Origin of the sequence: Parasphingopyxis sp. CP4 (assembly GCF_013378055.1) — a bacterium.
Taxonomy (GTDB): Bacteria; Pseudomonadota; Alphaproteobacteria; order Sphingomonadales; family Sphingomonadaceae; genus Parasphingopyxis.
In genome coordinates, this window is record NZ_CP051130.1 from 1,851,659 (window position 1) to 1,873,210 (window position 21,552).

At 61.1% G+C, this 21,552-nt stretch carries 23 protein-coding genes; 8 read left to right on the top strand and 15 right to left on the bottom strand.

Features of this window, described 5'->3' with window-relative positions; all coding sequences use genetic code 11:
• Window positions 1-5 precede the first annotated feature (5 nt).
• Genes HFP51_RS08935 through HFP51_RS08945 form a run of 3 tightly spaced genes read right to left on the bottom strand, consistent with a single transcriptional unit; the run spans window position 6 to window position 5,519 of the window.
• On the bottom strand, window positions 6-3,389 hold the full coding sequence (locus tag HFP51_RS08935; protein WP_176875400.1) for an error-prone DNA polymerase: 3,384 nt from the start codon (window positions 3,387-3,389) through the stop codon (window positions 6-8).
• Between the two features lie 2 nt (window positions 3,390-3,391).
• Window positions 3,392-4,930 carry a DNA polymerase Y family protein gene (locus tag HFP51_RS08940; RefSeq protein WP_176875401.1) on the bottom strand — a complete coding sequence of 513 codons (1,539 nt, stop codon included), beginning with the start codon at window positions 4,928-4,930 and terminating at the stop codon, window positions 3,392-3,394.
• On the bottom strand, window positions 4,848-5,519 hold the full coding sequence (locus HFP51_RS08945; protein ID WP_176875402.1) for an ImuA family protein: 672 nt from the start codon (window positions 5,517-5,519) through the stop codon (window positions 4,848-4,850). Before HFP51_RS08945 ends, HFP51_RS08940 begins: the two co-directional genes overlap by 83 nt.
• A 144-nt stretch (window positions 5,520-5,663) precedes the next feature.
• Here HFP51_RS08945 and nrtS point away from each other — a divergent pair, with 144 nt between their 5' ends.
• Both nrtS and HFP51_RS08955 read left to right on the top strand, forming a co-directional pair.
• Window positions 5,664-5,915, top strand: coding sequence for a nitrate/nitrite transporter NrtS (gene nrtS, locus HFP51_RS08950; RefSeq protein WP_176875403.1), 252 nt, complete (start codon window positions 5,664-5,666; stop codon window positions 5,913-5,915).
• Window positions 5,912-6,823 (top strand): formylglycine-generating enzyme family protein, encoded by a 912-nt coding sequence (locus tag HFP51_RS08955; RefSeq protein ID WP_176875404.1) that lies wholly within the window; start codon window positions 5,912-5,914, stop codon window positions 6,821-6,823. Before nrtS ends, HFP51_RS08955 begins: the two co-directional genes overlap by 4 nt.
• On the opposite strand, the gene nhaA is transcribed toward HFP51_RS08955, so the two are convergent.
• Window positions 6,805-8,010 (bottom strand): Na+/H+ antiporter NhaA, encoded by a 1,206-nt coding sequence (gene nhaA, locus HFP51_RS08960; RefSeq protein ID WP_176875405.1) that lies wholly within the window; start codon window positions 8,008-8,010, stop codon window positions 6,805-6,807. The genes HFP51_RS08955 and nhaA overlap by 19 nt on opposite strands.
• 213 nt (window positions 8,011-8,223) lie before the next feature.
• On the opposite strand from nhaA, the gene HFP51_RS08965 reads away from it, so the two are divergent.
• A complete protein-coding gene (locus tag HFP51_RS08965; protein ID WP_176875406.1) occupies window positions 8,224-9,144 on the top strand; it encodes a hydrogen peroxide-inducible genes activator in 921 nt (306 codons plus the stop codon).
• Window positions 9,145-9,265: 121 nt separating this feature from the next.
• Window positions 9,266-10,246 carry a calcium/sodium antiporter gene (locus HFP51_RS08970; protein ID WP_176875407.1) on the top strand — a complete coding sequence of 327 codons (981 nt, stop codon included), beginning with the start codon at window positions 9,266-9,268 and terminating at the stop codon, window positions 10,244-10,246.
• A 24-nt stretch (window positions 10,247-10,270) separates the two neighbouring features.
• Here HFP51_RS08970 and HFP51_RS08975 read toward each other — a convergent pair whose 3' ends face one another.
• Genes HFP51_RS08975 through HFP51_RS08985 form a run of 3 tightly spaced genes read right to left on the bottom strand, consistent with a single transcriptional unit; the run spans window position 10,271 to window position 13,738 of the window.
• The gene (locus HFP51_RS08975; RefSeq protein ID WP_176875408.1) at window positions 10,271-11,851 is read right to left on the bottom strand and encodes an ABC transporter permease/substrate-binding protein; all 1,581 of its coding nucleotides are present in this window, start codon (window positions 11,849-11,851) and stop codon (window positions 10,271-10,273) included.
• Window positions 11,848-12,624: an ATP-binding cassette domain-containing protein gene (locus tag HFP51_RS08980; protein WP_176875409.1), complete on the bottom strand. Its 777-nt coding sequence runs from the start codon at window positions 12,622-12,624 to the stop codon at window positions 11,848-11,850. The genes HFP51_RS08975 and HFP51_RS08980 overlap by 4 nt, the downstream gene beginning before the upstream one ends.
• A 58-nt stretch (window positions 12,625-12,682) precedes the next feature.
• The gene (locus HFP51_RS08985; RefSeq protein ID WP_176875410.1) at window positions 12,683-13,738 is read right to left on the bottom strand and encodes a serine hydrolase; all 1,056 of its coding nucleotides are present in this window, start codon (window positions 13,736-13,738) and stop codon (window positions 12,683-12,685) included.
• Window positions 13,739-13,903: 165 nt separating this feature from the next.
• Between HFP51_RS08985 and HFP51_RS08990 the strand changes: the two genes are divergently transcribed.
• Window positions 13,904-14,698: an SDR family oxidoreductase gene (locus HFP51_RS08990; protein ID WP_176875411.1), complete on the top strand. Its 795-nt coding sequence runs from the start codon at window positions 13,904-13,906 to the stop codon at window positions 14,696-14,698.
• Between the two features lie 12 nt (window positions 14,699-14,710).
• Here the strand turns inward: HFP51_RS08990 and HFP51_RS08995 are convergent, their stop codons facing one another.
• Entirely contained in the window at window positions 14,711-15,001 is a 291-nt protein-coding gene (locus tag HFP51_RS08995) for a 4a-hydroxytetrahydrobiopterin dehydratase (RefSeq protein ID WP_176875412.1), read from the bottom strand.
• A 55-nt stretch (window positions 15,002-15,056) separates the two neighbouring features.
• Between HFP51_RS08995 and HFP51_RS09000 the strand changes: the two genes are divergently transcribed.
• Genes HFP51_RS09000 through HFP51_RS09010 form a run of 3 tightly spaced genes read left to right on the top strand, consistent with a single transcriptional unit; the run spans window position 15,057 to window position 16,692 of the window.
• Window positions 15,057-15,467 (top strand): metallopeptidase family protein, encoded by a 411-nt coding sequence (locus HFP51_RS09000; protein WP_255454617.1) that lies wholly within the window; start codon window positions 15,057-15,059, stop codon window positions 15,465-15,467.
• The gene (ccmA, locus tag HFP51_RS09005) at window positions 15,464-16,048 is read left to right on the top strand and encodes a heme ABC exporter ATP-binding protein CcmA (protein ID WP_176875413.1); all 585 of its coding nucleotides are present in this window, start codon (window positions 15,464-15,466) and stop codon (window positions 16,046-16,048) included. The genes HFP51_RS09000 and ccmA overlap by 4 nt, the downstream gene beginning before the upstream one ends.
• Window positions 16,045-16,692, top strand: a complete 648-nt coding sequence (locus HFP51_RS09010) for a heme exporter protein CcmB (protein ID WP_176875414.1) — start codon at window positions 16,045-16,047, stop codon at window positions 16,690-16,692. The genes ccmA and HFP51_RS09010 overlap by 4 nt, the downstream gene beginning before the upstream one ends.
• On the opposite strand, the gene HFP51_RS09015 is transcribed toward HFP51_RS09010, so the two are convergent.
• The 7 genes from HFP51_RS09015 to HFP51_RS09045 form a co-directional block, all read right to left on the bottom strand.
• Window positions 16,689-17,009, bottom strand: a complete 321-nt coding sequence (locus tag HFP51_RS09015) for a hypothetical protein (RefSeq protein WP_176875415.1) — start codon at window positions 17,007-17,009, stop codon at window positions 16,689-16,691. The genes HFP51_RS09010 and HFP51_RS09015 overlap by 4 nt on opposite strands.
• A gap of 78 nt (window positions 17,010-17,087) precedes the next feature.
• Window positions 17,088-17,951 (bottom strand): class I SAM-dependent methyltransferase, encoded by an 864-nt coding sequence (locus HFP51_RS09020; RefSeq protein ID WP_176875416.1) that lies wholly within the window; start codon window positions 17,949-17,951, stop codon window positions 17,088-17,090.
• Window positions 17,948-19,345: a threonine synthase gene (gene thrC / locus HFP51_RS09025; RefSeq protein ID WP_176875417.1), complete on the bottom strand. Its 1,398-nt coding sequence runs from the start codon at window positions 19,343-19,345 to the stop codon at window positions 17,948-17,950. The genes HFP51_RS09020 and thrC overlap by 4 nt, the downstream gene beginning before the upstream one ends.
• Before the next feature lie 11 nt (window positions 19,346-19,356).
• Window positions 19,357-19,677: a hypothetical protein gene (locus tag HFP51_RS09030; RefSeq protein WP_176875418.1), complete on the bottom strand. Its 321-nt coding sequence runs from the start codon at window positions 19,675-19,677 to the stop codon at window positions 19,357-19,359.
• Window positions 19,674-20,261, bottom strand: coding sequence for an SURF1 family protein (locus tag HFP51_RS09035; RefSeq protein ID WP_176875419.1), 588 nt, complete (start codon window positions 20,259-20,261; stop codon window positions 19,674-19,676). The genes HFP51_RS09030 and HFP51_RS09035 overlap by 4 nt, the downstream gene beginning before the upstream one ends.
• Window positions 20,258-20,644, bottom strand: a complete 387-nt coding sequence (locus tag HFP51_RS09040; protein ID WP_176875420.1) for a DUF983 domain-containing protein — start codon at window positions 20,642-20,644, stop codon at window positions 20,258-20,260. Before HFP51_RS09040 ends, HFP51_RS09035 begins: the two co-directional genes overlap by 4 nt.
• An 18-nt stretch (window positions 20,645-20,662) precedes the next feature.
• Window positions 20,663-21,544, bottom strand: coding sequence for a cytochrome c oxidase subunit 3 (locus HFP51_RS09045; RefSeq protein WP_176875421.1), 882 nt, complete (start codon window positions 21,542-21,544; stop codon window positions 20,663-20,665).
• Window positions 21,545-21,552: the final 8 nt, after the last annotated feature.

Consider the following 21,552-nt stretch of genomic DNA (forward strand, 5'->3'; position numbering starts at 1 on the left):
GGCGATCAGTGGAAATCCCGCGATTTCGGGATCAGCTGGACATCGCGAGGATGGCGATTGAGCCCCTTGCCAACCGGCCGCAGCACATGATCGGCATGGTCGACCTCGGCCTCCAACAGATCGTCTGACAGGGCGAGCAGCGCTGGCGTTGCATCGACCAGCTTAACCGCGATGACATGGATGACATCCTCGTTCCGCTGCACCGTGCCATGCACTTCGAACAGCCGCGCACCCATGATCACCTTGCGAAACCGGGTCATGACATCGGGCCAGATAACGAGATTGGCGATGCCGCTTTCATCTTCCAGCGTGACAAAACACACGCCATTGGCAGTGCCCGGCCGCTGACGGATCAGGACGATACCGGCGATGCTGACCCGCGCACCGAACTTCTTGTCCTTGAGATCGACATTGCGGGTGAAACCGCGTTTCTCATAGCCGCCGCGCAGAAATTCAAACGGATGTGCTTTGAGCGAGAGGCGGAGCGTTTGATAATCGGCCACGACATGCTCGCATAAGGGCATGGCGGGCAGCATGACCGGCACCTCGCTCCCCTCGTCCCGGGTTTCGCTGAAGCTGAATAGAGGCAGATCGGGCGCCGCCTTGAGCGCGCGGCTGTCCCATAATGCCTGGCGGCGATCGAGGGTCATCGAGCGGAAACAATCGGCGGCGGCAAGCTTCTGGACCGCCGCGACCGAGATACCGGCCCGGTTTTTCAGATCCTCGACATCACCATAGGGCGCGGTGCGCGCGGCCATGATCCGGGCGGCATCGTCCTGCCGGACCCCGCTGATCTGGCGCAATCCCAGCCGCACGGCCCAGCGCCCCGGCTCGATCGGCTCCAGCAAATTATCCCAATCGCTGAAATTCACATCCGGCGGGCGCACATCCACGCCATGCTGCCGGGCATCGCGGACAATCTGGGCCGGCGCATAAAAACCCATGGGCTGCGAATTGAGCAGCGCGGCGGCAAAGGCATCGGGATAGAAGCATTTGATCCAGCTCGAGACATAGGCAAGATCGGCAAAGCTCGCCGAATGGCTTTCCGGAAAGCCATAATCGCCAAATCCCTTGATCTGATCGAAACAGCGTTTGGCGAAATCGGGTTCATAGCCGCGCTCGATCATCCGCCCGACCATCTTGTCTTCCAGATTGCCAATCGTGCCGCGCGAACGGAAAGTCGCCATCGCCTTGCGCAGCTGATTGGCTTCAGCGGGCGTGAATTTGGCGGCATCGATGGCGATCTTCATCGCCTGTTCCTGGAAAATCGGGACGCCGAGCGTGCGGCTCAATATCCGTTCCAACTCATCGGGCGGGCCCTTGTCGGGCGCTGGCGAGGGATAGCTGACCTTCTCCTTGCCCGATCGGCGGCGGAGATAGGGATGCACCATATCGCCCTGGATCGGACCGGGGCGGACAATCGCCACCTCAATGACGAGATCATAATAGCATCGGGGCTTGAGATGCGGCAGCATGCTCATCTGCGCCCGGCTTTCGATCTGGAAGACGCCCACCGTATCCGCCTTGCACAGCATGTCATACACCGTCGGCACTTCGCGCGGCACGCTGGCCAGCGTGTATCGCTTGCCATGATGCGCGGCGATCAGGTCCAGCGCCTTGCGGATACAGGTCAACATGCCGAGCGCCAGCACATCGACCTTCAATATGCCGAGCGCTTCGATATCGTCCTTGTCCCATTCGATGAAACTGCGATCGGCCATCGCGCCATTGCCAACCGGGACGGTTTCGATGAGCGGCTCTCGGGTCAGGATGAAGCCGCCGACATGTTGGGAGAGATGGCGCGGCATGCCGATCAGCTGGTCGGTGAGCCGGATCACGCGGCGCAGATAGGGATCGTCGAGATCCAGCCCCGCCTCTTCGGTGCTCGCCGCCTCCGTACTGCTGCCCCAGCTGCCCCAGACGGTGCGGGCGAGCGCGGAGGTCACATCTTCGGACAGGCCCATCGCCTTGCCGACCTCGCGAATGGCGGAGCGCGGCCGATAGTGGATGACAGTCGCGCATAACCCGGCATGATCGCGGCCATAGCGCTCATAGATATGCTGGATCACCTCTTCGCGCCGCTCATGCTCGAAATCGACATCGATATCGGGCGGCTCCTTGCGCTCCTCCGATACGAACCGTTCGAACAACAGCTCGACCTGGGTCGGATCGACGCTTGTGATACCAAGGCAAAAGCAGACGGCCGAGTTGGCCGCCGAGCCGCGCCCCTGGCACAGGATCGGTGGATCCTGGCGGCGGGCGAACCGCACAATATCCCGGATCGTCAAAAAATACCGCGCAATATCAAGCTTCTCGATCAGGCGAAGCTCATGCCGGATCAGCTTGCACACCTTGTCCGACACCCCATCGGGATAGCGCCATTCCGCCCCGGCCCAGGCCAGTTCGGTCAGATATTCCTGCGGATCGCGGCCATCGGGCACGGTATCTTCGGGATATTCATATTTGAGCTCGTCGAGCGAGAAATCGCAGGCATCGGCTACCGCGCGCGTGGCGGCGATCGCATGCGGCCAATCGGCGAACAGGCGGACCATCTCGTCCGGCGATTTAAGATGGCGCTCGGCATTGGCATGCAGCGCCAGCCCTGCCGCATCGATCACCGTCTTTTCCCGGATACAGGTCATCACATCCTGCAAAGGACGACGATCCGGCGCATGATAATGGACATCATTGGTGGCGAGGATCGAGAGCCCATTGTCACGCGCCAACCGGTCCAGCGCCGCAATGCGCGCGCGATCACCCCCGCGATAAAGATAGCTGGCTGCGATATGGCCGAGCGATGGCAGGTGTTCGACCAGCATCGGCAATAGCTGCGCCACTGTGCCGCTTTCGGCGACCAGCGAGACGCTATCCTCTTGTGGCGGGACACCCGGATGCAGATGATAGGCGCTCGACAGATCCTCTGGCGGGATGAGGATGAGCTGCACATCCCGAGCATGATCGGCCAGCATGGCAAGGGTGAGATGGCATTCGCCTTTCTCCTGCCACTCCCCGTCCGAAGTCGTCATCTTGCCCCGGGAAAGCAGCGCGCATAGCCGCCCATAGGCCACACGATCCTTGGGATAGGCAAGGAAGGACAGGCCCTCGATCAGGTCCAACCGACAACCGATGACTGGCCGTATCCGCGCCTCTTTCGCTTCGACATGCATCCGGACAATGCCGGCCATCGTATTGCGATCGGCAATCCCGATTGCGTCATAGCCCTGGGCAAGTGCGGCAAGGACGAGATCAACGGCATCCGATGCGCCGCGCAGGAAGGAAAAGCAGCTCGTAATGCCAAGCTCGACAAATGGCGTGGGCGGATTGGGCGCGAAATCGCCCCCTATCTGGCGCAGCGATCGCTTGGCCGGGATCAGTCGAATATCGGGCATGATCAGGCAAACAGCCCGTGAATATACCAATCCGGCACGCCGCCCCGCCCATCATCGGCCAGCCCATTGCGATATATCCAGAAGCGCCGCCCGTCTTCGTCTTCAATCACATAATAATCGCGCAGCCGTACCGTCGATCGTTCACGCCACCATTCCGGCGCGATCCGTTCGGGCCCTTCGGCCTTGACCACCTGGTGCTGGCAGCGCCGCCACTGGAAGCGCCGCGGCGGGCCTTCGGGCATGGCATAGAGCACGGTGATCAGTTCGGGCCGATCGAACAGGCGCAGCGGCCGGTTGGTGGTAACCGGCATGGCAATATCCTGGGCCGGCATGCGGAGCGCAGGCTGCCAGCTGATCGATCGTTCGGGAATATGGCTGGCTTCGGGCATCGGGCGGCTGACATTTTGCGCACCGATCCGCGCACAGAGCCGGTCGACCAGATGGCTGAGTGCTATGCCTTCATAGCGTTCTTCATCGAGATGGGTCTGGCGGGCGGCCATGGCCTCATGCCAAAGCGCGGTCAGCGCAAAGCTATCGAAACCGAAACCGGCATCCAGCGTATCGATCTTTTCATCGAACAGCCGTGCGATATGCGCTGGATCGCGCACGGCAGACGCAGTTTCCGCCTCCAGCGCACCAACATGGCCATCGACGCGAAACGCCTCGAACCGCACCTGCCGGATGCCCGATTGCCTATCTTCGAGCTGCTGGCAAAGGCGCTGCGCGAGTTCCAGCAAAACAGGCTTGAGTATCGCGACATGCAATATCGGTTCCAGCACGCGCTTGGCCACGCGCGGAGCGGGGTCCTTCACCAGCGGCGCGACCATCTCCTCGATCCGGCCCAACGCCTGGTTGAGACGATGCAGGGGATTGCGGCCCGGCGCTTCGAACTTGCGGAACCGCCGGGCCAGCGACAGCGGTGGGATATCGGCGAGATTAGCGATCGTTTTCAGCCCCATGCGGCGCAGCAATAGCGCCGTATCGCCATCAAGACGCAGGGCATCGATCGGTAGTGGCGCGAGCTGCGCGTCGAGATCATCGGGCTGGCAGCGCCTGGTCTTGTCCCCACCAAAGCGCGCCAGCGCCCAGGCTGCGCCGATGCTGGGCGCTGCTGCGATCCGCGCCACCAGGCCCAGCGCATGGCAACGCGCGTGCATATCCGCGAGCATCGCCGCTTCACCATCGAAGAGATGCGCGGCCCCCGTAATGTCGAGCAGCAACCCATCCGTCCCGTCCACCGCCGTCCAGGGGCACCAGCGGCGCGCCCAATGGCCGATCGCGGTCAGCCAGGCCGCATCCCCATCATGATCAGAGGGTTCGATCTGCAGCGGCGGGCAAATGGCCCGGGCATCGGTGAGCTTTTGTCCGGGCTTTACGCCTTCATCATGCGCGGACCGGTTGATCGCATCGAGCACAATGCCATGCGCGGTTTCCGACGCCAGCGCGAAGGGCAGCGCATCATCCCGCCTGGGATGCGCCTTGCACCACCGGTTCATCGCCAGTTGCGGGAACCAGATCGAGACGATGCGCCGCTGCGTCATAGGCCGCGTCCCAGCTGCCGGGTCGTAAATCGCGGGCCCGGAACAGATCGAGCGACCAGGCGGGGCGACCGGGCGCATGCGCGTCGAGCGGATGGGTCAGCGAAGGCCGGCTCGCCACTCGCCAGCGACGGCGCGCGCCGCTCAGATCCGCATGGCCGCCGATCCGCACCAGAAAAGCGGACACGCCATAGCGTTCGGCGGCCACCGCCAACCGACGCGTCGCGGTAAAGTCGAGCGCGCGCGCATCGCCATGAACTTCCCCGATAACGGCCGATAAGGACGGGCATTTCAGTCCCTCCTCCATGGCCCATAATGTCTGTTTCGTGTCGCGCGTGACGACATGGATGAAACTGTCGCGCAGCGCCGCCGGCATGCCGTGCAGAAACGGGCGTCCGGCTTCGCGGAGTGCGTGATATTCCTGCACCCAGAGCAAAGCCGGTTTGGTGCGGGCCGCGATCTGGGCCAGGGCAAAGCCGCAAAAGCTGCCATCGCCGGGATTCGCGAACAATTCATGCAGAATCGGCCCCTGAGGCTCGAAATCCGGCCATTTACGGGCAGTTTTGGGTGACAAATATGGATCATTATACATCGAGAGAATCGCCTATGTTCCTATTTTGTTCTATCTTGTTCCGAGATGCAATCCCCAATGATGCGCTGCCCTCGCATCCAACATCATCAATTGCGCACCGCGGCCTGCTTTCCCTATGCTCCGATCAGCAACAAGGACCCATGCATGACAGATGGCAGCGGCCAGCCCGGCCCCAGATTTTCGCAATTGCTCTTTCACCCGACCGCCGTGCGACGTGCGATCAAGGTGGCGCTGCTCGTCGGCACCCTGCTGGTCCTGATCAACCAGGCCGATCTCCTGCTCGCCGGAACGATGCCGCCGCTCTGGAAAATCATCCTCACCTATCTCGTGCCCTATGGAGTGAGCAGCTATTCGACCGCCGCTCTGTTGCGCGAAACGGCTGGTGCGAACGGATGATCCGCCGCTTTCCCTCTGCCGGTCTGATACTGTTGGCCGCGCTTGCCGCCTGCAGCCCGCAAGCCGCCGATACTGACGATCTCGCAGCCACCATCTGCCTCGACCCCGCCAACACCCCCCGCGTCACGATCCCGGGTGGCAGCTTCACCATGGGCGAGAACCCCCGCTATCCCGAAGAAGGCCCGCCGGTCAGTGTGACCCTAGCTGATTTCGCCATCGATGCGCATGAAGTGACCAATGCGCAGTTCGCCGCCTTTGTCGACGCGACCGGCTATGTGACCGTCGCCGAACGCCCGCCGCCCGCGATACCCGGAGCGCCACCGGAAATGCTCGAGCCGGGATCCGCCGTCTTTCACACCCCGGACGCGAACGACCGGCGCTGGTGGCGCTGGGTGCCCGGCGCGAACTGGCGCCATCCCGAAGGCCCGGACAGCAGTATCGAGGGCCATGAGCAATTGCCCGTGGTGCAGATCGCGTACGAAGATGCGCTCGCCTATGCCGACTGGGCGGGCGGGATGCTGCCCAATGAAGCGCAATGGGAATATGCCGCCCGCGCCGATGCGCCGGCCAATGCCATCCCTGTCGATGCAGACGGCGCTCCAACCGCCAACTATTATCAGGGCATCTTTCCGCAGCGCGATCTTGGCGAGGACGGCTATCGCACTCGCGCGCCGGTTGGCTGCTTCGCACCGAACAGCCATGGCCTGTACGATATGATCGGCAATGTCTGGGAATGGACGGCCGATCCGGATCGCCGCGCCCCCGGCACCGCGGTGATCAAGGGTGGCTCATTTCTCTGTGCGGCCAATTATTGCGCCCGCTACCGGCCCGCCGCCCGCCAGTTTCAGGAGCGCGGTTTGGGCGCCAATCATATCGGCTTTCGTCTCGTCTATCCGCCTGCCGGCTGAGCGGACACCGGCTCTCGCGTCACTTGTCCTGACATCCTGAGCAGCAGATAGCCGAGCAATCCGGAGACCAGCGAGCCGACGATCACGCCAAGCTTCACCTGCTCCATCTGCGCGCCATCGCCAAAGGCGAGCGTCCCGATGAACAGGCTCATGGTGAAACCGATACCGGCCAGGCACGCCAGGCCATAAAGCTGCAACCAGCTGATTTCCTCCGGTTTCTTGACCAGTCCGGTCGCGGTCGCCGCATAGGCAAAGCCGAAAATGCCCACCTGCTTGCCGACCACAAGCCCCATCGCAATGCCGAGCGGGAGCGGCGCCATCAGATCGGCAACGCTGATCCCGGACAGATCGACCCCGGCATTGGCGAAGGCAAAGATCGGCAACACCATGAAGGCGACCCAGGGATGGAGGATATGCTCAAGATGTTTGAGCGGAGACTGGCCCTCGCCTTGTCCGCGTAACGGGATCGCCAGTGCCGCCACAACGCCAGCCAAGGTTGCATGCACACCCGATTTCAGCACGCAGACCCACAGTATCGTCGCGATCAATATGTACGGCGCGACCCGCATCACGCCCAATCGGTTAAGCAGGAACAAGGCGACCACCGCGACCGCACCCAGCATCAAAGCCATCATCGACAGGTCGGCGGTATAGAAGAGCGCGATGATAAGGATCGCACCGATATCATCGATGATCGCGATCGCCAGTAACAGGACTTTGAGCGCCACCGGTACCCGGTTGCCGAGCAAGGCGAGCACGCCAAGCGCAAAGGCGATGTCGGTCGCGGCCGGGATTGCCCAGCCGGTGAGATTGGCCGGCATGTCCCAATTGATGCCAACAAATACCATCGCCGGGATTGCCATGCCGCCGATCGCGGCGACAATCGGCAAGCCAGCCTTGTCGAATGAGGATAGCTCGCCCTCGATAATCTCGCGCTTCACTTCAAGGCCGATCAAAAAGAAGAAGACGGCCATCAAGCCGTCATTGACCCAGAGGAACAAGGGCTTGGCGATCTCCAGCGCACCAACGCGCACCTCGACCGGGGTTTGCCACAGGCCGGAATAAATCCCTGCAAGGGGCGAGTTCACGACCACCATCGCGAGGATCGCGGCCAGAAACAGGAAGTAACCGCCGGTCGTTTCCTTGGCGAGAAATTCCCGCATGGCGGGACGCAGCTGGCGAATCATATCAAACCCTTATGGGAGATGGGGATGCCTGTCAGAGGCACAAATAGAAAAGGGTGGCGCGCCGGAATGAGGGGGCATGGCGCGCCACCCAGGGAGGGAACTGGATTGGTGTGACCGCGTGATGAAACGGATATAGGGCGAGCGTTGCCATCGATCCAATCGAATGATATATGATTTATCGATAGACAACGCCTATTTGCGAAAGGCCCGTCAATGCCAACGTTGCGGCAGCTCGAATATCTTGTAGCAATCGCTGATAATCAGCATTTCGGACGAGCCGCCCAGGCCGTCCATGTGTCCCAGCCAACCCTCAGCCAACAACTCAGAACCCTGGAAGAACGCCTTGGCGTGGTCCTGATCGAGCGACGCGCGCCGAATGCGGAACTAACGCCGATCGGACGCGAATTGGTCGAGCGGTCACGCAAGATTCTCGTCGAGGTCCGCGAACTGCGCGCCCTCGCCACGCGCGCTGGTGAGCGGCTCGCCGGCACGCTGCGCTTTGGTGTCAGCCCGACCCTGGGACCCTATCTGATGCCATCAATTGTCGCGGCCCTGCATCAGCAGCAGCCGGACCTGCGCCTCTATATTCGCGAAGGCATTCCTGATGACCAGGCAATGGAGCTATCGCGCGGCGCGATCGACATGCTGCTTGGCCCGCTCCCGATTGATGGGCCAGCGCTGAACGTCGAGCCGCTCTTCAGCGAGAAACTCTTCGTGGTGGCCGCGGCCGACCATCCCCTATCCGCAATGGACCGGGTGAAGCGGTCAGACATCAACGGCGAGACTGTCCTCAGCCTTGATCGGCGCCACAATTACCACCGCCATGTCGTCTCTATCTGCGCCGACCTAAATCTTGAACTGCTCCGCGATTATGAGGGCACAAGTCTCGATAGCTTGCGCCAGATGACGGGCTCGGGCCTTGGCCTTTCGATCCTCCCGGAATTCTATATCCAGTCCGAGGTCGGCGGGAAGGCCGGTGTGAAGGTGCTGGACATTGAAGACTGGTCGGCCAGCCGCGCGATCGCCGCCAGCTGGCGCGATGGTGCAGCCTATGCACCGGCCTATCGCGCGATCGCCGAGCATATCCAATCCGAGGCGCGCGCGTTGCTCGCCGAGGAATCGGTACTCGATTGATCGCACCAGCCTATCGGCACGGTTATGCGCAATCTATGAACCACCACTGTCATCGCTCCAGGGGCGCTATTATCTCGTCTCTCTTGTCCCGACCCGGCTTCACCATGCAGGAACCCCGCATTTGTTTCTGATCTTTCTCGGCATAGTTGGTGGCCTTGCGCTTCTTGTTCTCGGCGGGGAAACGCTTGTCCGCGGCGCCGTCGCATTGGCGGAACGAGCGGGTGTCGCGCCGCTATTGGTCGGTATTGTCGTGCTGGGCTTCGGCACGTCCATGCCCGAACTTGTCACCAGCATCGAAGCATCGCTCGCTGGCGCTCCCGGGATTGCCTGGGGCAATATCGTCGGTTCAAATATCGCCAATACGCTGCTGATCCTTGGCACGGCTGCCCTCCTGACGCCGTTTGCGGTCACCGGTCGGGCCGTATCGCGGGATACAGGTGTGGCGCTGGGCGCGGCAGCGCTGCTCGTCATGCTCGCCTATCTCGATCTCGTCGGCATCCTGACGGGCTTGTTGCTCCTGGCGCTGCTCGCCACCTATATCGTCATGGCCTATCTCCACGAGCGCGGAAGCGCGGAGGATCATGGCGCCGCTTATGACCGGACGGTTGCCTATGAGACGGCCGACCCGCGTCTCCATGGTGTATTCAATGGATGGGGCCAGCCCCTCCTGTTCACGATAGTGGGCCTTGCAGCAATCGTCATGGGTGGTCGCCTCCTCGTGCTTGGCGCAATCGACCTTGCCCGCATTGCCGGGCTCAGCGAGGGCGTAATCGGGCTGACCATCGTTGCCATTGGGACATCATTGCCCGAGCTGGTGACATCCGTAATCGCTGCCATACGGCGCGAGGGCGAGATCGCCTTTGGCAATGTGATCGGATCCAATATCTACAATATTCTGGGTATTGGCGGGGTTACGGCCATTGCGGCCAATGGCGGCATGCCAGCGGAGTTCGTCACGCAGGACCTGCCCTTGCTGCTGGGCCTGGCAATGGCCCTGATGCTCATGCTCTGGTTCAGCCGCCATCTTGGTCGCGTCATGGGTGGCCTGATGGTAATTGCCTATTTCGGCTATATCGGATCGCTGTTAATCGCCAATCTATGACCATGATTGATCGACTTCAGCGCTTCAATCTGCGGTTTCCGGACTGGCAGCGCCATCAAGTTCGAGCGTTTCGATGATCCAGCGTGCGGCCTCTGCGGGGCTCGCCTTATCGTCATCACGGTCGACCATGTAATTGGCCTCGCGCATGGTTTCGACATCAATGGCTTCGATCAGCGGTTCGAGCACGGCAATGAAGCGCGCATCGTCGACGCGATCCGGCGCGACCAGCAACACCGCATCATAATTGGGCACCGCACCGCGCGGATCAGCAAGCACGAAAAGGTTGCTTGCCGCGATCCGGCCATCGGATGAGAAAGCGGTAATCACATCCGCCCGGCCGCTTTCCACGGCGCGATACATAAATGTCGGCTGATAGGATTGGGTGCCGCCAAAGGCGAAGCCGTATGCATCGCGGATAGTCGCCCATTCGGGGCGGTTCAGAAACTCAACATCGGTGCCCATGGTAAAGTCCGGCGCAACCCGGGCGAGATCGTCCATCGTTTCAAGCGCATGGCGCTGCGCGGTTTCCTGCGTAACGGCGAAGGCATAGGTATTTTCAAAACCCATCCGGCCGAGCACCATCGCATCGCGGGTATCGGACACCCATTGGCTGAGCTCGGCGAGCATCTCATCACGCGGCGGATTATCTTCGCGCTCCATCATATTGGTCCAAAGCGTCCCGGTATAATCGACATAGACATCGACATCGCCGCTCGCGAGCGCCTCAAAAGCCACCGCTGAGCCGAGCCCTTCCCGATAGCGGACCGAGTAACCGGCCTCGGACAGGCGGTTCCCAATCAGCCGGGCGAGAATATATTGTTCGCTAAAGCCCTTGGCCCCGATCGTGATGGTATCAGCCCGCGATCCGCCCATGGTGAGCGGTGCGAGGGCAAGGCCAACGCCGGCCGCCAATGCAATCAGTCCGCCGCGTATCCGCCATTTACTGCGCTGGGCAATCCCGGCCTCAATCAAGCCGAGCAGCGCATCTGCGGTGAGCGCGAGCGCCGCCGCCGCCAGGCAACCGACCAGCACCAGCGTCCAATTCTGGGTCTGGAGACCGGCAAAGATCATATCGCCCAGGCTCGATTGGCCGACCGTGGTTGAGAGCGTTGCCGCACCGACCGTCCATACGGTCGCCGTCCGGATGCCAGCCATCACAACTGGTGCGGCGAGCGGCGCTTCAACGAGGCGCAATTTCTGACGCGGTGTCATCCCGACACCATCGGCCGCCTCGATGATCGCCGGATCGATCCCAACTATCCCGGTTACCGCGTTGCGCAGGATCGGCAGCACCGCATAGAGCCCAAGCGCCAGCAAAGCGGGCAGGAAGCCCAATGCGGGAAGCACGACACCAATTGGGGCGAACAGTGAGTTGAGCGCCAGTAGCAACGGATAGAAGAGCGCAAGCAGAGCCAGCCCCGGGATCGTCTGAACAAGACTTGCGCCGCCCAAAGCGATGCGCCGCAGTCGATCATTACGCGATGCGCCGACGGCAAGTGGAAGTGCGACCGCAAGGCCAAGGAGCAAAGCCGACGCCGATAACAACACATGGTCGGCCAAGAGCGCGGGCACTTGCGACAAGGCTTCGGAGAGGCGCGGATTCATCTACGCACCTCCAACTGCCGAAGCTTCGCCATCTGGCCTTTCGGAACCGCGATCAGCGCGCTTGCTTCCTCACCGCCCTCACCTGCCAGCAAGGCTTCTGGCGTGCCATCGGCCACCACGCGCCCTTCGCTCATCACCAATATGCGATCGGCGACCAGCAGCGCTTCTGCCATGTCATGCGTCACCATGATGGTGGTGAGGCCAAGCCGGTCATGCAGATCGCGATAAGCGTTGCCGAGCTGGTCCCGGGTCACCGGATCGAGCGCGCCAAAGGGTTCGTCCATCAGCATCAGACCCGGCTCGCCGGCCAATGCCCGCGCGACCCCGACCCGCTGCTGCTGTCCGCCCGATAGCTCGCTGGGCAAGCGATCGGAAACCTCCGACGGCAATCCGACAAGATCGAGCAATTCGGGCACCTGATCGACGCTATTGGCCTCGCTAAGCCGCGGAATGATCATGATATTTTCCGCGATGCTCATATGCGGAAACAGACCAATATTCTGAAAGACATAGCCAATATGACGGCGCAGATCGGCGGGCGACTTCTCGTCAATGGCCTCATCGCCGACCATGACCGTGCCAGTGCTCGGATCGACCAGCCGGTTGATCATCTTGAGCAGGGTCGATTTGCCTGAGCCGGATTCGCCGACCAATGCGACAAACGAACCGCCTTCAACCTCCAGATCAAGCGTGGCGACGGCAAAACTTGCCTCGTCGTCGAAACTCTTGGCTAAGCCGTTAAAGCGAACTGCGGGGCCGTTCTTCCTGTCCATCGCGCGCGACCATCGCGGCGCGTGGCGAGACGGTCAAGGCCAGTGTCACCGGCCTTCGTCAATTGTCTCGCAGCAGAGTAACAAGTGGCCGCACAATCTGCATGATCGAGCCCGGTTCACCGCTACGGCTCAGCATCACATAAGCCTGGTCGCTAAATTCTTCGTCGGAGAAGCTGAACAGCTCAAACCCGCGATCCGATCCGTCGAGCCCCGCGCGCGGACTGAGAAACAGCTCGGTATTGCGCGGTTCGAGCACACCGCTCTGCGTAACATGCACATAGAAGCGGCGCAGGTCGCCAAGGGTCGAGAACATCCCCCCACTGCCCATGACGAGCCAGGAGGTCGGCCCCCAATTGGGCGGGATATTGGGCAGGCCGTGCTGGGCCCCGCCGCCGGCGGCAAAGTCGGTCATGGCTAGATCGCGTGTTTCGCCATAGCTGCCCGTCCGCGCCATCCCGGCCGGATCGAAGAAATTTTCGCGCAGGAATGCGCCATAGCTCTGGCCACTGACCCGCTCGACAATGGCGGCCAGCATGCCAAAGGCCCAATGCGAATGCGCCTCGCCTTCGCCGGGCGCGAACAACATGGGTATCTCAAGCGTCCGCCGTTCAAACTCTTCACGATCGATCCAGGCGAGATCGGCATCCCAGTCGCTCTCATTGGCCGGAAAGTCCGGCAATCCCGATTGGCCGTTGAGCATATGGCGGATCGTCATGCCGGATCGATCGTCGGGAACATTTTCGAGATAATCGCCGAGCCTATCCTCCTGGCTGAGCAGACCGCGCTGCTCGAGCAGATAGATTGCCGCAATCGTGAAATCGATCGGGCGGGAACCGATACCGAATGCCGTATCAAGGGTGATGGGAGTTTCGGGATCGCTATGCGCAAGCCCATAGGCCTTTTCGACCAAAGTCTCGCCATCGATCGCAATGAAAACGACTCCTGCATAGCCATTTTCCGCCATCACGGCATCGATCTGGCTTTCCAGCGTATCGACGGCGAGCGTGATGGGCGGCGGCTCGTCGGTTGCTTCACTCTGGGCCATAACGGCCGACGGCAGCATCAGGAGCGGGATCAACAGGGCCCGACTGAGCCAGGCATGAGGGCGGCGCATATGCAGTCCTTTGGATCATTATGACAATGGTCGTAATGATAATCTGCTGACGCCGCGCAGCAAGAGGCGATTATCGTCGTTGGTCGAACGATATTGCCATTCCCGTTTGCGTTTGAATCAGTCTATGACAGGCCAAACAGAAAAAATCGGAGCAGGGATAGCCTTATGTCAGACAAAACCATCTTCATTACCGGGGCAGCGTCCGGAATCGGTCGCGCTGTGGCGCGCTATTTCGGTGAGCGCGGATATTTTGTCGGGCTGGCAGATATCAACGATGCCGGGATGGAAGAAACCGCCTCGACGATGGACCAGGGTCGCTTCTCGATCCATCATCTCGATGTGACGAACCGCGCAGAATGGAAGGCCGCGATCGCCGCCTTTGGCGAGCGGACAGGCGGGCGGATGGATGTCTTGTTCAACAATGCCGGTATCGGTGTTGGCGGGCCGCTCCAGGAAATGAGCGACGAAGATATCGACCGGACGATCGCGATCAACTTTACCGGGGTTATCGATGGCACCCGCGCGGCATTCGATATGCTGCGCGATACCCCTGACAGCTGCATCCTCAACACCAGCTCGGCCGCCGGTATATACGGCGCCGCTGGCCTGGTTGTGTATAGCGGCACCAAGTTCGCTGTCCGCGCGCTGACCGAGGGGCTGGATATCGAATTTGCACCCTATGGCATCCGCTCGCGCTCGCTCATGCCGAGCTTTATCGAAACGCCGATCCTCGATGGCCCACTCACTGGTGGAAATTCTTCGGTCCGCGAGATGATCGCGGAATCGGGCATGGAGATCACGCCGGTCGAAGAAGTGGCCGTCGCCGCCTGGCATGCCGTGCATGAGGAGAAGATCCACACCACGGTGGGCAAGACCGCCAAGCGGCTGGCCTTTGCGGCTCGCTGGACACCGAACCGGCTCCGCAAGAGCCTCGGCATGGCGCGCACGATCGAAGATTAGGGTGAAAGGCGGCTAGCCCGCAAAACCGTCCATTGCTGTGGCCATGGCTATGTCCTTTTCGGACAGGCCATCGGCATCATGGGTGGTGAGCGTGACATCGACCTTATTGTAAACATTGAACCATTCAGGATGGTGATCCATCTGCTCGGCGAGCAGGGCCGCGCGCGTCATAAAGGCATAGGCTTCGCTGAAATTGGCAAATTCGAACCGCCGGGAAATTGCATCCCGCTTTGGATCATGTTCCCAACCCGCGAGGCCCACCAGGGCGGTCTCGCGCTCGCTATCGCTCAATCGTGCGACCATGCTTATCGTCCTTCCGATCTTCCCATGCAGGCTTCAGCGCCTTATCTGCCTCAATATGCGGTTCGACGAAAGCTTTATGGCCACCCCGCCCAGCGCCGATGCGATGGAAGCAATGGCGCGTCAATCCCTCGAGGGGCTGCCGCTCGCCTTTCGCGAGAAGATGGGCAATGTCGTGCTGCGGGTTGAGGAATATGCCGATCCAGACTCGCTCAAGGCTGTCGGCCTGACGCATCCGATGCAACTATCCGGCCTGTATTCGGGCCGACCGATCGGCGACAAAAGCGTATCGGATTTCGGGACTTTGCCCGATGTCATCCATCTCTATCGCCAGCCGATCCTGGCCGAAGCCGCACAGCGCGGCATTAGCATCCAACGCCTCGTCCATCATGTGCTGATCCATGAAGTGGGCCATCATTTCGGCCTCAGCGATGCGGACATGCATGCTTTAGAGGATGAACCAAGTTGAGCGCTGCGCTCACCCTTACCGGATTGAGCTGTATCCGCGGAGACCGCGTCCTGTTCACCGGGCTCGATCTTTCGCTTGAACCCGGCGGTGCAGCACTTGTCACCGGCCCCAATGGCGCGGGCAAGACCAGCCTGTTGCGCCTGATCGCCGGGCTACTCAGTGCGCATTCTGGCGAAGTGTCGATGTCCGGGTCCATGGCCTTTCTTGCCGAACAAAGCGCCCTTGATCGCGAATTGCCGCTCAAACAGGCGCTTGGCTATTGGGCGCAGCTCGATCGGCGCGAACCGGCTGAGATCGATGCGGCATTGGACGCAATGGCGCTCGAATTGATCGCTGATGTGCCGGTTCGCATGCTGTCGACCGGCCAACTCAAGCGCGCTGCACTGGCTCGCATCATCTTGAGCGGCGCGGATATCTGGTTGCTCGACGAACCGGTTAACGGTCTCGACACAGACTCCCGCGCACGGCTGGAATCAGCGATTGCCAATCATCGCGCTCGCGGCGGGATTGCCCTGGTCGCGACCCATCAACCAGTCGACCTGCCCGACGCCGTACCGGTGACGATTGGAGAGGCGGCATGAGCGCCGTCTTCACCATCATGCGCCGCGATCTCGCGCGCAGTTTTGCAGGCGGCGGCTGGCTGCTGCCATTAGTCTTCTTCCTGCTTGTCGCCACCCTCTTCCCGTTCGCGATCGGGCCGGACCCGACAATCCTCGGCCGGATTGGCGGCGGCGTGCTCTGGACCGCCGCTCTGCTGGCCGCTCTGTTGCCGATCGATCGGCTGATTGCGCCAGACCGGGACGCCGGTGTGCTCGATCAATATGCGGTGCGCGGGATTAGCGAGGAACTGGTCGCGATCGGCAAGATCGTCGCCCATTGGATCAGCTTCGGGCCACCACTGATGATCGCCGCACTCCCTGCGTCTGCGCTGCTGGCGATGGATGCCGAAACGCTGTGGCAGGTTGAACTTGGCCTCGCGATTGGCAGCCTTGGGTTTGCCGCGCTCGCGGTGACGGTCAGTGCATTAGTCGCCGGACTCCCGTCCGGTGGTGCGCTCGCGGGACTATTGATGCTGCCACTGGCCGTCCCGATCCTGATCTTCGGAGCGGGTGCATTGGATGAATTTCAGCAAGGTGCATTCCCATTGCTCGGTGCGTCGGCATTGATATTGCTCGCAGCAGCGCCCTTTGCGACCGGCGCAGCGATCCGCGCGATGCGGGATTAGTCTGCCGCGTCTCGCGTTTCGTCAATCTCGGCTTTGGCAAAAATCACGGCCAGCAAGCCGTCAGTATCATAGTCGAGCGGACCATATTCGCGAACCACCCGGTGCGTGGCACTGCCGCCTGTGATCGCCTCCGTACGATAACCAAGGGCCGCATGATCGGGCGTACGATCATAGAGCAAGCTGCTGATATCATAGCCGATTTCTGGCGTATAGGCCGGCGTGCGGTAAAAATTCCCGATGTCATAGGGCAAGCTTTCCGCAGATGCGGGTGCAGCCAGGGCAGCGACAGCCAAAAGCGAAACGACTCGGATAACCATCGGTTAACCATAAACTGAGTCAGACTTTTGTGGAGTCTCGCACGCGGATACCGGCGCAAAATGCGGCGCCCTGCCAGTTTAGCGAGACCAGCGCGCGAAAATCGCCGTCGGCAGCATCAGGCCGCGCGCTTCCTCGCGCACCGCCATCTCGCCATAATCCACACTCCCGCCGAGATGGGCGAGCGATTGTGAGACGAGTTCACCAATCGACAGAGCGGACATCCGCACTGCATAAACTGTGAGCACCAGAAAGCGGCTATTCTCATCCAGCAGCTTAGCGCAATCTGCGATCAACCCGGGCAGTCCCTCTTCGAGCTGCCAGAGTTCCTTCTTGGGACCCCTGCCCCATTTGGGCGGGTCCAGCATGATCCCGTCATAGCGCCGCTCACGCCGCACTTCGCGGGCGGTGAACTTGGCGGCATCGTCGACCAGCCAGCGGATCGGTTTATCGCGCATGCCGGAAAGTTCGGCATTGGCCTTGCCGGCTTCGACCGATTTCTTGGAGGCATCAACATGGGTGACCTTGGCCCCGCGCGCGGCCAGAGCAAGACTGCCGACACCCGTATAGCCGAACAGGTTTAGGGCTTCGTTGCCCGGTTCGATCTGCTCTCGCATCCAGCCCCAGTGCGACGCCATGTCTGGAAAGAAGCCCAAATGCCGGAACGGTGTGCATTGCGCCTGAAACTGCACCTCTTCCCAGCCGAGCTGCCAGCCTTCGTCCGGCACATTGCGATTGAGATGCCAACGTCCGCCGCCATCTTCATCCGATGCGGGTATAAACTCGCCATCCGCACGCCAATTATCCGATGCTGGCGCCCACATGGCCTGCGGTTCGGGACGAATGAAACGGAAGCGACCATAGCGCTCCAGCTTTCGACCATGGCCAGAGTCCACGAGCCCGTAATCGGCCCAAGGCTCCGCGGTCAAGGTAGTAAGGCTCATCTTTCCGTCGCGCGTTCGGCGATATAGGCTTCGATCGCCTGCAACTCACCGGGCAATGTCTCATAGCGTTCTTCGCGCTCGAAAAGCCCGGAAACGCGTGGCGGCAGAACCGGACGCTGCCCGGTTGCCCGCTCAACAGCATCCCGGAACTTGGCGGGATGGGCAGTCGCCAGGGTGACGATCGGAATATCGGGTGCGAGATCTGAAGACAGTGCAGCAGACAGGCCGATTGCAGTATGCGGATCGATGACTTCGCCCATCTCTTCGGACGCCCGGCGCATCGCGAGCGCCATCGCGTCATTGTCGATCCGCGCCGAAGAAAAGAGCTGGCCGATCCGTGTATGTGCGCGATCATCAAGGCGGAGCGAACGGCTTTCATCGAAGCTGCGCATCACCGACGCCATCATATCGCCGTCGCGGTCATACATGTCGAACAGCAGTCGTTCGAAATTGGAACTCACCTGGATATCCATGGACGGCGCTGCCGTGGGTGTCAGCTCGCCCACAGAATAATCGCCAGCGACCATTGCCCGGTGCAGGATATCGTTGATGTTGGTCGCAACAATCAGCCGCGCAACGGGAAGCCCCATCTGCGCAGCGACATAGCCAGCAAAGACATCACCAAAATTGCCAGTCGGTACGGAGAAGGCCACGGATCGCTCTGGCGCGCCAAGCCGAACGGCCGAATAAAAATAATAGACTATCTGGGCCGCGAGCCGCGCCCAGTTGATTGAATTGACCGCCGACAGGGTGAAACGGCCGGCAAATTGCGCATCACCGAACATCGCTTTGACGAGCCGCTGGGCGTCGTCAAAATTTCCCTCAATCGCGATATTGTGGACGTTGGGCGCCAACACCGTCGTCATCTGGCGGCGCTGCACCTCGGAGACACGCCCCTTGGGATGCAGCATGAAGATATCGACCTTTTCGCGCCCCGCGAGCGCATCGATGGCTGCCGAACCCGTATCCCCGGAAGTCGCTCCAACCACCGTCAGATGGCTGTCCTTGCCGGTCAGGAAGCGTTCGAACAAAAGGCCCAGCAGTTGGAGCGCTACGTCTTTGAACGCCAAGGTTGGACCATGAAACAGTTCGAGCAACCAATTCTGCTCATCGAGTTGCTTGAGCGGCGTGACGGCTGTGTGGGAGAACCGGCCATAGGCGGCCTCGCACAAATCTCTCAGCTCCGTTTCGCTCAGCGCATTACCGACAAAGGGCCCCAGTACGCGGACCGCAGTTTCGGCATAGGAAAGTCCAGCGAGCGCGGCGATTTCCTCGGTCGAAAATCGCGGCCAGCTTTCGGGCACATAGAGCCCGCCATCCGATGCCAGGCCTGCCAGCGTTGCGCCTTCAAAATCGAGCGCCGGTGCGCTCCCTCGGGTGCTAATATAGTGCATGGGGATCGGCCTTAGTCAGGCGCTCCGCTCGCGGCAATATCGGATTGGCTCCTAGCGATCTCGGCAGCCGGGGATTCCCACAGCGATTCATTGCCAAATCCGGTTACCGGATCGTCGATCATCACGATCGCATCGATCGAATCGACCGCGTAATCGCCATTGTACCAGCCAAGTTCCGCCGGACGCCTCCTATCTCGGGGGCCATCGGGCTGACCGGGCGGCGGCTGGGCCCCATTTCCGGGGCCTGGCCCTGGCGGTGGTAGCGGAGTCTGAGCGGCAAGCGGCGTCGCGATCAGTGCGACAGCCAGCGCGGCGAAGCCCGCATAGCTCACAATATCTCCTCAAGCTCGGCACGGCGGCGGCGCACGGCGAGGACGAAGATGACCAGGGCTGCTGCTGCGAAGAAGAACCATTGGATCGCATACAGCAGATGATTGTTCGGGATATTTTCAGCCGAAGGCCGTGCAACCGCTTCCAATCCTGGAGCCGGATCTTCGGACACCAGACGCAGCCCATATTCGGCATCAAGGGCGATGATCCCGGTCACTTCGCCACCCATCCAATCGTCCGGTGATGTTGGCGATCGCGACCAGCCCATCACGGCCTGCATGCCTGGCCCCTCGCCGCCACCGGTTCGGCATGCGGCGATATGCTGCCATCCTGTCTCGCCATCACGATTGCTGCCGGCCAGCGCTCGCCAGCTCATCGGTTCGACACAAAAGCCTGTGGCGCGCCGATAGAGCAATTCAGTGTCGGGTGTGTCCGGCCAAGCGACCGTCGGCTGATCGGCGGCGGCCAGATAGGTGTCTACCAGGGCTTCTTTTTCGCCCATCCGCTGCAACTGCCAAACCCCAAGGCCAATCATCGTCGCCACGGCAGCCGCAACAAAGATGGTTGGAAGGATCGGGAACTTCATTCTGCATCTCCGGGACCGTCATCCTGTTTCAGCTGCCCCTCATGCGCGGCATTGCGATATTCAAGCGACAGCAGGACGCCCTTCGCCACGCGCAGACCATATACCACGGCAGCAGCAGTAAACGGCACCCACAATAGTATATGCACCCAGAATGGCGGCCGGATCGTCAATTCCACTGCCATGGCCAGCGCAACAACGAGCGCGCCGATAATGAGCGTCAAGAAAGCGGCTGGGCCATCGCCGACATTGAAGCTCGAATAATCGAGGCCGCACGCGCCACACCGGTCTGCAAAATGCACTGGCCCGTCAAACAGCCTATTCTCGCCGCAACGCGGACACGAACCCGAAATGCCGGATTGCAGGGGGGTGGGTTCGCTCACCATGCGAACCCGACCGGGTGCTTAATGGATGACCCCACCTGCACCGCCCCAGACATAGACTGCGACGAAGAGGAACAACCATACGACATCGACAAAATGCCAGTACCAGGCTGCGGCTTCGAAGCCGAAATGCTGTTTAGGCGTGAAATCACCCTGATAAACACGCAGCAGGCAGACGGCGAGGAAGATGGTGCCGATGATGACATGGAAGCCATGGAAACCAGTCGCCATGTAGAATGTCGCGCCGTAGATATTGCCCGAGAAATCAAACGCGGCATGGCCATATTCATAAGCCTGTACCGCGCTGAACAAGATGCCGAGAATGATCGTCAGCCACAGGCCCGCCTTCAGGCCCTGGCGATCGCCATTCAACAATGCGTGGTGTGCCCAAGTCACGGTAGTGCCCGAGCATAGCAGGATCAGCGTGTTGAGCAGCGGGAAGGTGAACGGATCGAAGACTTCGATGCCTTCGGGCGGCCAGGTGCTGCCGAGAACTTCCGCCGGGAACAGCGCGCCATTGAAGAAGGCCCAGAACCAACCGACGAAGAACATCACTTCGGACGCGATGAACAGGATCATGCCATAGCGCAGGTGCAGCTGGACCACCGGCGTATGATCGCCGCCATTGGCTTCGCGGATCACATCGACCCACCAGCTGAACATCGTGAACAGCACACCGATCAGACCGGCAAAGAATATCCAGCCGGCATTCATCAGGAATCCGGAGAGGAAACTGAGGTTGCCGAGCGACGAGATCGCCCCGGCCGGGTCCATGCCCTCGGCGGGCTGATGCATCCACATGATACCGCCAGCGGCCATGACAAGCGCGCTCAATGCGCCAATCAACGGCCAAATACTGGGATTTACCAGGTGATAGTCATGTTGCGGGGCGGCTCCAGCCATTGCGCTCA